Here is a 14,543-nt window from a genome sequence, read left to right on the forward strand (position 1 = left end):
TGCTCAGCGGGAGGCCGCTGGGGCGGGGGCCGGGGCGGGTGAGGCCGCTGCGGCGGGCGGTGCGTCAGCATCCTGCGGGGCCTTGCGGCCCTTGGCTGGGGCTTTGAGGTCCACTTCCGACGGTCGTACCTTGTCGCCGGGCTTGACCCGCTGGAAGCCCTCGACCACCACGCGTTCTCCTGCAGCCAGTCCGCCCTGCAGCAGCCATTGGTTGCCCACGGCACGGTCGATGCTCACGGGACGCTTTTCCACCACATCGCCCTCTTTGACCACCAGCACGCTGGGCTTGCCGGTGAGGTCGCGGGTCACGGCCTGCTGGGGCACCAGCAGGGCTTCGGGCGCCAGCCCTGTGGGCAGCAGCGCCTGCACGTACATGCCGGGCATCAGCGTGCCCTTGGGGTTGGGTACGACGGCCCGCAGCGTGACGGTGCCGGTGGTGGCGTTGACGATCACGCCCGCAAATTGCAGCTGGCCGCGCTGTGGGTATTCGGTGCCGTCATCCAGGCGGATGCGCACCGGGATCTTGTCGCCGCCGACCTTCTGGAAGCGTCCTGCGTCCCAGTCGCGCTGCAATTGCATCAGCTCGGTCGTGGACTGGGTGAAGTCCACATACATCGGGTCGAGCTGGACGATGGAGGTCAGCGCGTCGGCCTGGTTGGCCGTGACCAGCGCCCCGGGCGTGACGGTGGACAGGCTGATGCGCCCGCTGATCGGGGCCTCGATGCGGCTGTACTTGAGGTTGATGCGCGCCGTGGCCAGGTTGGCCTGGGCCACGGCCACGTCGGAGCGCGACTGGGCGGCGGCGGCCTGGCTTTCTTCAAAAGCCTGCTGGCTGATGGCGTCGATCTTCACCAGCTCGGCGTTGCGCCGGGCCGTGGCCTCCTGGGTGCGCGCGGTGGCCTCGGCCTTGGCGAGGGCAGCCTGGGTGCTGGCCTCTGTGGCCCGCAGCGAGGCGTCGTCGATCTGGTACAGCGGCTGGCCCTGGCGCACCAGCGCCCCTTCGGTGAACAGGCGCTTTTGCAGGATGCCCGACACCTGGGGCCTCACCTCGGCCGTGAGCGACGCGCGGGTGCGGCCTGGCAGGGTGGCTTCAAGTTGCTGGCTTTGCTGCTGGAGCGTGACCACGCCCACTTCGGGAGCGGCCTTGGCCGGCGCGGGCGCTTCGCTCGGTTTGCTGCAGCCCGCCAGGGTGCCTGCAATCAGCAGCAGTCCCAACAATGCGCCCCGGTGCCGCAGAGCCCCGAGGGTGGGGTGGGCGGCGCGGCCTGGAACCGTATCGGCAGGGGAGGGTGCAGGCAGGCTCGGGCACAGCGGGGGCAACGCGGCATCGTTCATGGGCGTGAGGGGCGTGGGGTTGGGGATGTTTGGAGCATTGTGGGGGCCGCACATTTCCTGTTTGTAAAGTGGCTTGTTTTGGCCCGTGTGCCGGAGCGTAGCGCAGGGACATGCCGACCCCGGCACGGCGGGTGCCCCAACGCGCGGCAAAATGGAGGGAGACCCGACCGAATCACGTCCCCTTGTGGACCCGCTGGAGACCAATGCGCATGTGTGGAGCCGAACTGAAGAACCTGCCCGAGGGCGTACAGCGTGTGGCAGCCGAGCTGCTGCGGCGCGGGCACCCGCACACGCCGCAGATGCTGGACGACGCCGCACGCACCGCGCAGCAGGCCGCCGACGCGCTGGGCATTCTGGTGGGGCAGGTGGCCAAGAGCATCATCTTTCGGCGCAAGAGCGACGATGCAGCGGTGCTGGTGGTCACCTCGGGCGACCGCCGCGTGGACGAAAAGAAGGTGGAAGCCCATGTGGGCGGCAAGATCGGCCGGGCCGATGCCGAGTTTGTGAAATCGCGCACTGGGTTCTCGATTGGCGGCGTCTCGCCCGTGGCGCATGCCACGCCGCCCGTCACGCTCATCGACCAGGACCTGCTCCGCTTTGACGTGGTGTGGGCCGCAGCAGGCCACCCGCATGGCGTGTTCCCCCTGCACCCCACCGACCTGCAGCGCCTGACGGGCGCGCCCGTGGTGGACGTGGTGCAAGCGCCTGTGGCGGATGCCTCAGTGCCTCAGGCGGTCGCATGAATGCTATTGATTTGCTAGCTGCTAAGGCAAGAGACACTAGCACTACCGGCCAATTTGATCCCAAAAGCACGGAGCCGGTGCCCTCGCCCTGCATTTCGGTGTGCCGCATGACGCCCGACCGCAGCCACTGTGAAGGCTGCTTTCGCACGCTGGATGAAATCCGCGCTTGGTCGCGCGCCGACGCCCCGCAGCGTCGCGCCATCTGGGCACAGCTGCTGCAACGCGCGGGCATTGCCTGGCCCGTGCCGGAGACCGAAGCATGAAGCGCATCACGTTCTACCTGGACTTCATTTCGCCCTATGCCTGGCTGGCGTTCGAGCGCTTGCCCGAGGTGCTCGAAGGGCTGACCTACAGCGTGACCTACCAGCCCGTGCTGCTGGGCGCCCTGTTGCAGCAGCACGGCAACCCCGGCCCCGCGGGCATTGCCCCCAAGCGCGACTGGACCTACCGCCACGTGACGTGGCTGGGCCATGCGCAGGGCACGCCGCTGCAGATGCCTGCGCGCCACCCGTTCAACCCGCTGCCCCTGCTGCGCCAGGCCCTGGCCTGCAGCGACGACGGCAGCATCAACCGCTACGTGGCGGGTACGGTGCTGCGCCATGTGTGGCAGGGCGGTGGTGACGCGCTGGACCCGGCGCGTCTGGCCGCGCTGGCCGAGGCGTTGGCGGAACAGTTGCGCCCCGGGCAGGACGTGAACAGCGACGGCCCCAAGGCCCTGCTGCGCGCCAACACCGAAGCCGCGCAGGCAGCCGGCGTGTTCGGCGTGCCCGCGTTCGGGATGGACGGCAAGCTCTTCTGGGGGCTCGACGGCCTGCCCATGCTGCGCGCCTACCTCGATGGCGATGCCTGGTTCGACGGCCCGGCCTGGGATGCTGTCAGCCAGCTCCCATCGGGTTTACCCGGCAAGCCTTGAGCAATTTCCGGATGCTGAAAGGGGTGCTGCGGGTTTCACCCTAAGTTGTCAGAGAGCGGTCAGTTTGATGAAAGCTCTTGTTGGTTTCGTGTCAGAGGGTGGTCAGTGCCATCCAAAACAATGGCCTCAGCCCGCCGCAGTGCGGTCTGTAACACCAATAGGAGACACACACCATGGCAACTGTTCATCCCGCACCGCGGCCGATGTCGCCCGAAGAGAGGAAGGTCATCTTCGCCTCGTCGCTCGGCACCGTTTTCGAGTGGTACGACTTTTACCTGTACGGCTCGCTCGCAGCCATCATCGCCAAGCAGTTCTTCAGCGGTCTGGATGCCGGCTCGGCGTTCATCTTCGCGCTGCTGGCGTTTGCGGCGGGCTTCATTGTTCGTCCCTTCGGCGCCATCTTCTTCGGCCGCCTGGGCGACATGATCGGTCGCAAGTACACGTTCCTGGTCACCATCCTGATCATGGGCCTGTCCACGTTCATCGTGGGTATCTTGCCGACGTACGCATCCATCGGTGTGGCCGCTCCCGTCATCCTGATTGCGCTGCGCCTGCTGCAAGGCCTGGCACTGGGCGGTGAGTACGGCGGCGCGGCCACCTACGTGGCCGAGCACGCTCCGCACGGCAAGCGCGGCGCCTACACGGCCTGGATCCAGACCACGGCCACGCTGGGTCTGTTCCTGTCGCTGATGGTGATTCTGGGCACCCGTACCATCCTGGGCGAAGAAGCCTTTGCCGACTGGGGCTGGCGTGTTCCGTTCATCGTGTCGATCCTGTTGCTGGCCATCTCGGTCTGGATCCGCCTGTCGATGAACGAATCGCCTGCCTTCCAGAAGATGAAGGCCGAGGGCAAGACCTCCAAGGCACCGCTGACCGAATCTTTCGGCCAGTGGAAGAACCTCAAGATCGTGATCCTGGCGCTGGTGGGCCTCACTGCCGGCCAGGCTGTGGTGTGGTACTCGGGCCAGTTCTATGCGCTGTTCTTCCTGACGCAGGCACTGAAGGTCGATGGCGCCACCGCCAACATCTTTGTGGCCGTATCGCTGCTGATTGGTACGCCGTTCTTCATCGTGTTCGGTTCGCTGTCGGACAAGATCGGCCGCAAGCCCATCATCCTGGCGGGCTGCCTGCTGGCCGCACTGACGTACTTCCCCGTGTTCGGTGCCCTCACCAAGGCGGCCAACCCCGCTCTGGCTGAAGCCCAGGCCAAGAACAAGGTGGTGATCACCGCCGACCCTGCCGAATGCTCGTTCCAGTTCAACCCCACGGGCACCACCAAGTTCACCAGCTCGTGCGACATCGCCAAGCAGGTGCTGGCTGGCGCTTCGGTGAGCTATGAAAACGCTGTGGCTCCCGCCGGTACGGTGGCAACCATCAAGATTGGCGAAACCGCGATCCCCTCGTATACCAGCAAGGGCTTGAGCGCTGACGAAGCCAAGAAGAAGGATGCCGAGTTCAAGAAGCTCGTGGCCGACGACCTGAAGGCCGCTGGCTACCCCACCAAGGCAGACCCTGCCCGCATCGACAAGGTGATGGTCACCATCATCCTGACCTACCTGGTGCTGCTGGTGACCATGGTGTACGGCCCCATCGCCGCCATGCTGGTCGAGATGTTCCCCACCCGCATCCGCTACACGTCCATGTCCCTGCCGTACCACATCGGTAACGGCTGGTTCGGCGGCCTGCTGCCCACCACGGCGTTTGCCATCGTGGCCCAGACCGGCAACATGTACAACGGCCTGTGGTACCCCATCATCATCGCCGGTGCCACGGTGGTGATCGGTGGCCTGTTCATCAAGGAAACCAAGGACGTTGACATCTACGCCAACGACTGATCGTTACTGACCGGTGTACAGGGCCCGCCCCGCAAGGGTCGGGCCCTGTGTTCCATCAAGGGGCTTGTGCCGCGCACCAGTACAACCCACAACCTGCGCGTCAGCCAGGCCCCTTGATTGAACAACCCCATCCCAGGAGAAATTGATATGTGGAAGATTGTTGTTGGCTTCGTCTTGTTTGCCGCCTTGTCGATGTACGTGATCATCACGGCCGGCGACAAGGCCGACATGGGCGGTGAAAAGCACGGGGCCGATTCCGTGCACGCCCCCGAGGCCCCTGCGAGCGCGGCCGCACCTGCACCTGCTGCGGCTCCTGCATCGCCTGCCAGCGCGCAATAAGCACGTTGCCCGGCATGACAAAGGCCCTGCCAGCAATCGCTGGCAGGGCCTTTTTTTATGGTGTCCGGGGGGTGTTGGCCTGTGCCGGGTCAGCGCTTGAAGCGACCGTCGGTGCCGATGATGGACAGGTCCGAGAAGTCCAGCCCGCTGTGGTCGGTAGGGCTGTAGCTCAGCTCCATGCCGCCCAGATCCCACTTCCTGATACTTTCCAACCCCGTGAGGAGTTTGGCGCTGTCGGGCTTGGCGCCTGCACGTTTAAGGCCTTCCACGAGTACCTTGGCGCTCACAAAACCCTCCAGCATGGCGGGCGTCAGGTCGCCGATGTTCTTGGCCTTGGCCAGGTCCATGGCCTCCTTGACCACGGGGTAGTTGAGCGAGCGCTCCGACGGGAACACCTGCGTCACCACCACGCCCCGGGCCTGGTCGCCCAGGGCCTTCACAAACCCGCCCGACGCGTTGTTGGACAGCGTGACGATCTGGCCGGCAACGCCCGCAGCGCGCAGGGCCTTGATGCCATCCACCACCGCTGCGCCCGTGCCGATGAAAATCACGGCCTGAGGTTGCTTGCCGGCCACGCGCGGCGCGATGGCGCTGTAGTCGGGCTTGGCGCGGTCAAACTTCTCGACGAACAGCGCCTCGATGTTGTTGGCCTTGAAGCCGGCCTGCGCACCCGCCAGCCCGTCGGCGCCAAAGGTGTCGTCCACATGCACCACGCCAATGCGCTGGATGCCCAGCGTGTGCAGGTGGGAGATGGCCTTGGTCACCTCGCGCTGGTAGGGCGCTCGCACGTTGAACACGTATTTGCTTACCGGCTGGTGCAGCGCAATCGCTCCGGTGGACGGGCCCACCAGCGGCACGCCATGCTGTTCCAGCACCGGGATGATGCCCTGCGTGTGGGGCGTGCCCCGGGTCATGAACAGGCCGATCACGCCCTTTTGTTCGATCAGCGTGCGGGTGTTGTCCAGAGTCAGCTTGGGGTCGAACTTGTCGTCCAGCGACAGCACCTCCACCTTCTGCCCGCCCACACCGCCCTTGGCGTTGACGTGGTCGATGTAAAGGGCTGCACCCTGCATGGATTCGGCCACCGTGGCGGCGGCCGAGCCGGTGATGCCCACTGTCTGGCCGATCAGGATCTGTGCGTGGGCGGAACCGATGCCCAGGGCGGCAGCCAGGGCGCAGAGCGCACCGGCCAGGCCAGTTTTCTTCATGGGGTTGTCTCCTGCGTGTGGAGCGCCCGAGTGTAGGCACGCTCCCGCGCGGGACAACTGTAAAAACGCGTAGGCGGTCGCTCAGCGGCGGAAGCGCCCGTCCGTGCCGATGATGGACAGGTCGGCAAAGTCCAGCCCGGTATGGTCCTCGGGGCTGAAGTTCACTTCCAGCCCGCCCAGGTCCAGCTTCTTGATGCTCTCCAGGGCGGTCTGGATCTTGTCGCGGCTGGGTTTGGGGCCCGCGCGCTTGAGGCCTTCGACCAGCACCTTGGCGGCGGCAAAGCCCTCGAGCATGGCAGGGCTGATTTCGGTCAGTCCCTTGGCCTTGGCCAGTTCCTGGGCTTCCTTGACCATCGGGTAGGTCACGGCCCGCTCGTTGGGGAACACCTGGGTCACGATCACGCCGCGTGCGTTGGCCCCCAGGCTCTTGATGAAGCCGCTGGACGCGTTGTTGGACAGCGTCACGATCTGCGCCGCCGAACCCGCCGTGCGCACGGCGGTAGTGGCATCCACCACCGCGGAGCCCGAGGCCACCATCAGCACCGCCTGCGCGTCGGCCTTGGCCACCTTGGCGGCGATGGGTGCGAAGTCGGGCTTGGCGCGGTCGAACTTTTCGGACACCACGGCGGTCAGCTTGGCGGCCGCCAGTCCCTTCTGCGCGCCCTGGATGCCGTCGGCACCAAAACTGTCGTCGGCATACACCAGCGCCACGCGGCTGATGCCCATCGAAGCCAGGTGGGTGATCGCCTTTTCCGCCTCGCGCTGGTAGGTGGCGCGCACGTTGAAGATGTATTTGCGCACCGGCTGGTGCAGCACCATGGCCCCGGTGGACGGCGCCACCAGCACCACGCCATGTTTGTCCAGCAGCGGGAGGATGGCCTCGGTGTGGGGTGTGCCCCGGTTGAGGAACAGTGCGGAGACGTTCTTGTCTTCGATCAGCGTGCGGGCGTTTTCCGCCGCCAGCTTGGGGTCGAACTTGTCATCCAGGGAGATCAGTTCGATCTTCTGGCCATTGACACCGCCCTTGGCATTGATGGAGTCGATGTACAGCAGCGCACCGTCGGTGGTCTCCTTCACCCCGGCCGCCACCTGGCCGCTGAATCCTGCTGTCTGGCCGACCAGAATCTGTGCGTGGCTGGCCGCACTGGCCGCAAGCGCCAGGACCATGCCCGCCGCCCGCAGTTGCCATTGTTTTGTCATGGCGGTCTCCTCTTGTTGTCTATGGAGGCCGCAGTCTAAACCGATGTGGCGGGCCCGAACCTCCGCTTTTTGCCAGCCGCTGCCCCATTCCCCTTGCTTTGTCTACGGTCAAAAGCACCGCAGCGCGCCCCGGGGGTAATTGGCGTGCGCAGGAGCAAACGCCGGTGTCTCCCTAGAATGTTTCGCCTCACACCCGAAAGACCGCCTCCATGACCCAGGGACAGATCCGCATCCGTGGCGCACGCCAGCACAACCTCAAGAACCTGGACCTGGACATCCGCACCGGCGAACTGACGGTGGTCACGGGGCCGAGCGGCTCGGGCAAATCCAGCCTGGTGTTTGACACGCTGTACGCCGAGGGTCAGCGCCGGTATGTGGAGACCTTCAGCGCCTACGCGCGCCAGTTCCTGGACCGCATGGACAAACCCGCCGTGGACAAGGTCGAAGGCGTGCCCCCGGCCATTGCCATCGACCAGACCAACCCCGTGCGCTCCAGCCGCTCCACCGTGGGCACGATGACGGAGCTGAACGACCACCTCAAGCTGCTGTTCGCGCGTGCGGGCCAGCTCTTTGACAAGCAGACCGCGCAGCCTGTGCGCCACGACTCGCCCGAGACCATCTACGCGGAGCTGCAGCGTCGCAGTGCCGAGGCAGGCGACCCGCGCATCGTGCTGACATTCCCCGTGGAACTGCCTGGGGGCACCTCCGCCGAACAGGTCGAGCAGTGGCTGTCTGCCAGCGGCTTCACCAAGGTGCAGGCCGAGCGCGAGGTGGCCACTCCCACCGGCCCGCGCAAAGTGCTGGACGTGGTGGCCGACCGCTTCCGCCTGGGCAATGCCGAGAAGGCGCGGGTGATCGAGGCGATTGAGGTGGCCCTTAAGCGCGGCACGGGGCGCTTGAATGTGTACCGCCTGGTGGACGAGGGCGAGCCGGAACTGTGGCGCTTTTCGACAGGCCTGCACTGCCCCGACAGCGACCTGCGCTACAGCGACCCCATCCCCTCGATGTTCTCGTTCAATTCGGCCGTGGGCGCGTGCGACAGCTGCCGGGGCTTTGGCCGCGTGATCGGGGTGGACTACGGCCTGGTCATTCCCAACGACAAGCTCACGCTGCGCGCGGGCGCGATCAAGACCATCCAGACCCCTGCGTGGAAAGAGGCGCAGGACGATCTCATGCGCCATGCCGAAACGGCCGGCATCCCGCGCGACACCCCCTGGTACAAGCTGACCGAGGAACAGAAGAAGTGGGTCATCGGCGGCGCGCCCGGCTACAAGGACGGGCAGTGGAGCAAGCAGTGGTACGGCATCAAGCGCTTCTTCGAATACCTCGAAAGCAAGGCTTACAAGATGCACATCCGCGTGCTGCTGTCCAAGTACCGCAGCTACACGCCGTGCCCCACCTGCGCGGGTGCGCGCCTCAAAACCGAAAGCCTGCTCTGGCGCATCGGCCGCAAGGAAGACGCCGATGCGGTGCTGGAGCCCGGCAAACGTTTCATGCCCGAGGGCGTGCAATGGTCGCGTGAGCAACTGGAGGCCTTGCCCGGCCTGTGTCTGCACGACCTGATGCTGCTGCCCATTGACCGGCTGCGCCGTTTTTTTGACCGCATGCAATTGCCGGTGGGTGACGACGCCAAGGGCGGCGATGCCCAGGCACTGAAGCTGCTGCACGAAGAAATCACCACGCGCCTCAAATACCTGTGCGACGTGGGCATTGGCTACCTCACGCTCGACCGGCAAAGTCGCACGCTCAGTGGCGGCGAGGTGCAGCGCATCAATCTCACCACGGCCCTGGGCACCAGCCTGGTCAACACGCTGTTCGTGCTGGACGAGCCCAGCATCGGCCTGCACCCGCGCGACATGCACCGCATCACCGAGGCCATGCTGCGCCTGCGCGATGCGGGCAACACCCTGGTGGTGGTGGAGCACGACCCGGCCGTCATGCTCGCGGCCGACCGCATGATCGACATGGGCCCCGGGCCCGGTCGCCTGGGCGGACAGATTGTTTTTGATGGCACGACGGCCGACCTGCGCCAGGCCGACACGCTCACCGGCGCCTATCTGGGCGGCCGCAAGCATGTGGGCTTTGGCTTCAAGCGCATGGTCACCGAATCGACCCCGCGCCTCATCCTGGAGGGCGCGCGTGAGCACAACCTGCAGGATGTGACGGTCGAGTTTCCGCTGCAGCGCCTGGTCACGGTGACGGGGGTGAGCGGCTCAGGCAAGTCGAGTCTGATCCAGGACGTGTTGGCCCCGGCGCTGCTGCGCCACTTCGGCAAGGCCACCGACAGCCCTGGCGCGCACGACCGCATGCTGGGCGCCGACCATTTGTCAGACGTGGTGTTTGTGGACCAGTCTCCCATCGGCAAAACGGCCCGTTCCAACCCCGTGAGCTACGTGGGCGCGTGGGACAGCATCCGCGAACTGTTTGCCGTGGCGCCGCTGTCCAAGCAGCGCAGCTACACCGCTGCCAAGTTCAGCTTCAACAGCGGCGACGGGCGCTGCCCGACCTGCGGCGGCTCGGGCTTTGAGCATGTGGAGATGCAGTTCCTGAGCGACGTGTACCTGCGCTGCCCCGACTGCGACGGCAAGCGGTACCGGCCCGAGATCCTGGAGATCACCATCGAACGCGGCGGCAAGACGCTGAACGTGGCCGACGTGCTGGCGCTCACCGTGGCCGAGGCGGCCGCCGTGTTTGCCAACGACCGCGACGTGATCCGCGCGCTGCAGCCCATCGTGGATGTGGGGCTCGAATATGTGGCGCTGGGCCAGCCTGTGCCGACCTTGTCCGGCGGTGAGGCGCAGCGCCTCAAGCTGGCAGGCTTCCTGGCCGAAGCGGCGAAGACAGCTGCCAAATCCCGCCAGGCCGTGGCGCGCAAAGGCACGCTGTTCCTGTTCGACGAGCCCACCACGGGCCTGCACTTTGACGACATCGCCAAGCTCATGCGCGCGCTGCGCAAGCTCATCGATGCGGGGCACTCGCTCATCGTCATCGAGCACAACCTGGACGTGATCCGCGCCAGCGACTGGCTCATCGACCTGGGGCCGGAAGGCGGCTACGCCGGTGGTCTCATCGTGGCCGAGGGCACGCCCGAAGATGTGCGGGCCCACGCCACCTCGCACACCGGGCAGGCACTGCGCGACTACGAACTGGCGCTGGGCGTGGGCGGCCACTCGGTGCACGAAAAGGCTGCCGCGCTACGAAAATCAGAGCGCCTTGCGCATATGGATCTAGCGCCTGCGGCCAAAAACGCCATTGAAATCGTCAACGCCAAGGAGCACAACCTCAAGAACCTGAGCGTGGACATTCCGCGCGGCAAGTTCAATGTGGTGACGGGTGTGAGCGGCTCAGGCAAGTCCACGCTGGCGTTTGACATCCTGTTCAACGAAGGCCAGCGGCGCTACCTCGAATCGCTCAACGCCTATGCGCGTTCCATCGTGCAGCCCGCTGGCCGGCCCGAGGTGGATGCGGTCTACGGCATCCCGCCCACCGTGGCCATCGAGCAGCGACTGTCGCGCGGCGGGCGCAAGTCCACCGTGGGCACGACCACCGAGGTGTGGCACTTTTTGCGCCTGCTGTACGTCAAGCTCGGCACGCAGCACTGCACCAAAGACGGCGCCGCCGTGCAGCCGCAAACGCCCGAGAGCATTGCCGCGCAGCTGCTCACGCAGTTCCGTGGTCAGCACATCGGCTTGCTCGCGCCGCTGGTGATGAACCGCAAGGGCGTCTACACCGAGCTGGCCGACTGGGCCCGCCCGCGTGGCTACACGCACCTGCGCGTGGACGGCAACTTTTTGCCCACCACCAATTTCCCGCGCATCGACCGTTTCAAGGAACACACCATCGAGCTGCCCGTGGCCAGCCTCGATGTGTCGCCGGAGCACGAGGCGGCGCTGCGCATCGCGCTGGCCGATGCGCTCACGCACGGCAAGGGCGTGGTGCATGTTCTCTCAGGCATCGCAGGCCTGCGCGAGGCCATGGAGGGCGGCCAGCCCACGGCGGGCATTGGTACGCTGCAGGCGTTCTCCACCAAGCGCGCCTGCCCCGTGTGCGCGACGAGCTATGCCGAGCTGGACCCGCGCCTTTTTTCATACAACAGCAAACACGGCTGGTGCCCCGACTGCGTGGGCACGGGCGTCAAGCTCACCAAAGACCAGCGCAAGGTGTTTGACGACTCGGTGCAGGACGACAAGGAAAAAGGCCGCGAGCAGACCTTTGCCGAGCCCGAGGTGGAAGACCTGGTCGACACGGCCTGCCCCACCTGCAGCGGCACGCGCCTGAACGCCACGGCCCGCGCTGTGCGGTTTGCAGGCGTGGGTATCACCGACATCGCTGCGCTGTCCGTCTCCGACGTGCGCCGCTGGGTGGAGACCTTGCGCGTGGAAGGCGGCATGACAGCCCGCGAGGCCGACATCGCCCGCGACCTGGTGCCCGAGATCCAGAGCCGCCTTGAATTCCTGGAAGAAGTGGGCTTGGGCTACCTCACGCTCGACCGGGGCGCGCCCACGCTCAGCGGGGGCGAGGCGCAGCGCATTCGCCTGGCCGCGCAGCTGGGCAGCAACCTGCAGGGCGTGTGCTACGTGCTGGACGAGCCCACCATCGGGCTACACGCGCGCGACAACCAGATTTTGCTCAACGCCCTGCACAAGCTCGGCGACAAGGGCAACACGCTGGTGGTGGTGGAGCACGACGAAGACACTATCCGCCGCGCCGACCACATCATCGACATTGGCCCGAGCGCCGGTAAGCGCGGTGGCCGCCTGGTGGCGCAAGGCTCGGTGAACGACCTCACGGCCGCAGAAGATTCACAAACCGGCCGCTACCTGCTGCATGCGATGAAGCACCCGCTGCAACTGCGCCGCAGCATGGTGGCGGGCGAGGTGAGTGCCGAAGCCACGGCGGCCTTTGCCCAGGCCGAGGCGGCAGCGCCCACCGGCCGCCAAAGCGCCGCCGTGAAGAAGCGCGCCGCCCAGGCCGCAGCGCTGGCGGCCGATGCACTCACCGAGGCCAAGGAGCGCGCAGCCATGCGCTGGCTGACGGTGCATGGCGCGCAATTGCACAACCTGCAGAACGTGACCGCCACGGTACCGCTGCACCGCCTGGTGGCGGTGACAGGCGTGAGCGGCTCGGGCAAGTCCACCCTGGCGCGTGATGTGTTGCTCGCCAACGTGCAGGCCTGGGTGCAGCAGCGCAGCACCAAGGCTGGGCGCGACGCGATGGACGCAGGCAAGGCGCCACCACTGGTCGGTTGCACGGGCCTGTCTGGCTTCGAAAGCATCGACCGCGTGCTCGAAGTGGACCAGACGCCCATCGGCAAAACACCGCGCAGTTGCCCCGCCACCTACATCGGCTTCTGGGACACCATCCGCAAGCTGTTTGCCGAAACGCTGGAGGCCAAGGCGCGCGGCTATGCGGCCGGGCGCTTCAGCTTCAACACCGGCGAAGGCCGCTGCCCCAGCTGCGAAGGTGCAGGCGTGCGCACCATCGAGATGAGCTTTCTGCCCGATGTGAAGGTGCCCTGCGAAACCTGCCACGGCGCGCGCTTCAACCCCGAAACGCTGGCCGTGACCTGGCGCGGCAAGAGCATTGGCGATGTGCTGCAGATGGAGGTGGACGAGGCGGTGGACTTTTTCGCCACCATGCCTAGCATCGCGCACCCGTTGCAGCTCTTGAAGGACGTGGGCCTGGGCTACCTCACGCTGGGCCAGCCCTCGCCCACGCTCAGCGGCGGCGAGGCGCAGCGCATCAAGCTGGTGACCGAGCTGACCAAGGTGCGTGACGAGGTCGGCCGCCGGGGGCAGAAGGCGCCGCACACGCTGTATGTGCTGGACGAGCCCACCGTGGGCCTGCACATGGCCGATGTGGACAAGCTCATCCGCGTGCTGCACCGCCTGGTCGATGGAGGTCACAGCGTGATCGTGATCGAGCACGACCTGGATGTGATTGCCGAGGCCGACTGGATCCTGGACCTGGGGCCGGAGGGCGGCAACGCCGGTGGCCGCATCGTGGCAGCCGCTACGCCCGAAGAGGTGGTGGCGGCTGGCACGCACACGGGCAAGGCGCTCGCGCCGGTGCTCGCCCGCTGAGGCGTGCGGGCGTTGTGATGAGGGGGCTGAGGGCAGGGTACTGGGCCCAGCCTGGTGGATGGCGCACAGCCCTGCCGGCCCCTGTCCTACACAGTGCGCTGAACATGGCGCACGCGCTGCATGGAATGGGCTTCCTACGATGGGCTGCAGGGGATCGGCTCCCCACCTTTCATCCACATATTCAAGGACGCCCTTCACCATGAACGCTTTCAAATTCCTCAAGACCTGCACGGCCCTCGCGGCCACCTCCGTGCTACTGGTGGCCTGCGGTGGCGGCAATGACGACGACCCATCGCCCAGCAACGAGCCCGGCGTGCTCACGGTGAGCAATGCGACCGTGGACGGCCTCAACGGCGTGTACGGCAACGGCGCGCTCAACCTCACCGATGTGGACAAGAAGAACCCTGTCGGTTCGGTGCCCGAGTTGTGCACCTTCCGCTTTGACGGCGCCAACAAGGTGGGCTCGTCTGCCACGGCCTTCGGCGATATCCGCTATCGTCCCGACGCCACCAGCCTGCACCAGGTGTTCCTGACGTTCGATGGCAAGGAATACGGCAGTGGCGAACCTGCCGACACGGCCGTGGTGCGCGAGAGCGACCAGGTGCGCTTCACCGGCAAGACGCTCACCGCCTCGGATGGTTCCGGCGCCACGCTGCGTGTGAGCGGCATTGTGCCCATGCGTCCGAACCGTCCTTCGGGCTGCTGACGCCAGGGTTCAGACCCTTTCACTGCTTGTCTCCCTCCCTGGCCCCTGGGGCCAGTTCAGCCCCTGCTGCGAGTGCGGCGGGGGCTTTTTTATGGTGCACGGGCTGGGTGCACGCCTGCCGCGCGATCTCGGCGTGCAGAGGCTCGCTGGCGGCACAATCCACCGGTGCAAGTGCGGCGCT

At 66.3% G+C, this 14,543-nt stretch carries 10 protein-coding genes; 7 read left to right on the forward strand and 3 right to left on the reverse strand.

What is annotated here, in order from left to right; genetic code table 11:
* Positions 1 to 3 precede the first annotated feature (3 nt).
* Positions 4 to 1,299, reverse strand: coding sequence for an efflux RND transporter periplasmic adaptor subunit (locus C8C99_RS00230; protein WP_369867741.1), 1,296 nt, complete (start codon positions 1,297 to 1,299; stop codon positions 4 to 6).
* Between the two features lie 245 nt (positions 1,300 to 1,544).
* Here C8C99_RS00230 and C8C99_RS00235 point away from each other — a divergent pair, with 245 nt between their 5' ends.
* From C8C99_RS00235 to C8C99_RS00255, 5 genes are all read left to right on the forward strand, one after another.
* The gene (locus C8C99_RS00235; protein WP_108626982.1) at positions 1,545 to 2,078 is read left to right on the forward strand and encodes a YbaK/EbsC family protein; all 534 of its coding nucleotides are present in this window, start codon (positions 1,545 to 1,547) and stop codon (positions 2,076 to 2,078) included.
* On the forward strand, positions 2,075 to 2,341 hold the full coding sequence (locus tag C8C99_RS00240) for a DUF1289 domain-containing protein (RefSeq protein ID WP_108624572.1): 267 nt from the start codon (positions 2,075 to 2,077) through the stop codon (positions 2,339 to 2,341). The genes C8C99_RS00235 and C8C99_RS00240 overlap by 4 nt, the downstream gene beginning before the upstream one ends.
* Positions 2,338 to 2,991 (forward strand): 2-hydroxychromene-2-carboxylate isomerase, encoded by a 654-nt coding sequence (locus C8C99_RS00245; protein WP_108624573.1) that lies wholly within the window; start codon positions 2,338 to 2,340, stop codon positions 2,989 to 2,991. Before C8C99_RS00240 ends, C8C99_RS00245 begins: the two co-directional genes overlap by 4 nt.
* Before the next feature lie 173 nt (positions 2,992 to 3,164).
* Positions 3,165 to 4,826 (forward strand): MFS transporter, encoded by a 1,662-nt coding sequence (locus C8C99_RS00250; RefSeq protein WP_056638965.1) that lies wholly within the window; start codon positions 3,165 to 3,167, stop codon positions 4,824 to 4,826.
* 147 nt (positions 4,827 to 4,973) lie between these two features.
* Positions 4,974 to 5,165 (forward strand): hypothetical protein, encoded by a 192-nt coding sequence (locus C8C99_RS00255; protein WP_108624574.1) that lies wholly within the window; start codon positions 4,974 to 4,976, stop codon positions 5,163 to 5,165.
* A gap of 89 nt (positions 5,166 to 5,254) precedes the next feature.
* On the opposite strand, the gene C8C99_RS00260 is transcribed toward C8C99_RS00255, so the two are convergent.
* Entirely contained in the window at positions 5,255 to 6,373 is a 1,119-nt protein-coding gene (locus C8C99_RS00260) for an ABC transporter substrate-binding protein (RefSeq protein WP_108624575.1), read from the reverse strand.
* A gap of 81 nt (positions 6,374 to 6,454) precedes the next feature.
* The gene (locus tag C8C99_RS00265; protein ID WP_108626983.1) at positions 6,455 to 7,540 is read right to left on the reverse strand and encodes an ABC transporter substrate-binding protein; all 1,086 of its coding nucleotides are present in this window, start codon (positions 7,538 to 7,540) and stop codon (positions 6,455 to 6,457) included.
* 242 nt (positions 7,541 to 7,782) lie between these two features.
* On the opposite strand from C8C99_RS00265, the gene uvrA reads away from it, so the two are divergent.
* Both uvrA and C8C99_RS00275 read left to right on the forward strand, forming a co-directional pair.
* Entirely contained in the window at positions 7,783 to 13,656 is a 5,874-nt protein-coding gene (uvrA, locus tag C8C99_RS00270) for an excinuclease ABC subunit UvrA (RefSeq protein WP_108624576.1), read from the forward strand.
* Positions 13,657 to 13,855: 199 nt separating this feature from the next.
* On the forward strand, positions 13,856 to 14,362 hold the full coding sequence (locus tag C8C99_RS00275) for a hypothetical protein (RefSeq protein WP_056638953.1): 507 nt from the start codon (positions 13,856 to 13,858) through the stop codon (positions 14,360 to 14,362).
* Positions 14,363 to 14,543 lie beyond the last annotated feature (181 nt).

It is taken from the genome of Acidovorax sp. 107 (assembly GCF_003058055.1).
GTDB lineage: Bacteria > Pseudomonadota > Gammaproteobacteria > Burkholderiales > Burkholderiaceae_C > Acidovorax.

Excerpts from the sequence above, each read along its gene's own strand:
- C8C99_RS00235 (WP_108626982.1), top strand. The coding sequence starts at position 1,545 with ATGTGTGGAGCCGAACTGAAGAACCTGCCCGAGGGCGTACAGCGTGTG.
- C8C99_RS00240 (WP_108624572.1), top strand. The coding sequence starts at position 2,075 with ATGAATGCTATTGATTTGCTAGCTGCTAAGGCAAGAGACACTAGCACT.
- C8C99_RS00245 (WP_108624573.1), top strand. The coding sequence starts at position 2,338 with ATGAAGCGCATCACGTTCTACCTGGACTTCATTTCGCCCTATGCCTGG.
- C8C99_RS00250 (WP_056638965.1), top strand. The coding sequence starts at position 3,165 with ATGGCAACTGTTCATCCCGCACCGCGGCCGATGTCGCCCGAAGAGAGG.
- C8C99_RS00255 (WP_108624574.1), top strand. The coding sequence starts at position 4,974 with ATGTGGAAGATTGTTGTTGGCTTCGTCTTGTTTGCCGCCTTGTCGATG.
- C8C99_RS00260 (WP_108624575.1), bottom strand. The coding sequence starts at position 6,373 with ATGAAGAAAACTGGCCTGGCCGGTGCGCTCTGCGCCCTGGCTGCCGCC.
- C8C99_RS00265 (WP_108626983.1), bottom strand. The coding sequence starts at position 7,540 with ATGGTCCTGGCGCTTGCGGCCAGTGCGGCCAGCCACGCACAGATTCTG.
- uvrA (WP_108624576.1), top strand. The coding sequence starts at position 7,783 with ATGACCCAGGGACAGATCCGCATCCGTGGCGCACGCCAGCACAACCTC.
- C8C99_RS00275 (WP_056638953.1), top strand. The coding sequence starts at position 13,856 with ATGAACGCTTTCAAATTCCTCAAGACCTGCACGGCCCTCGCGGCCACC.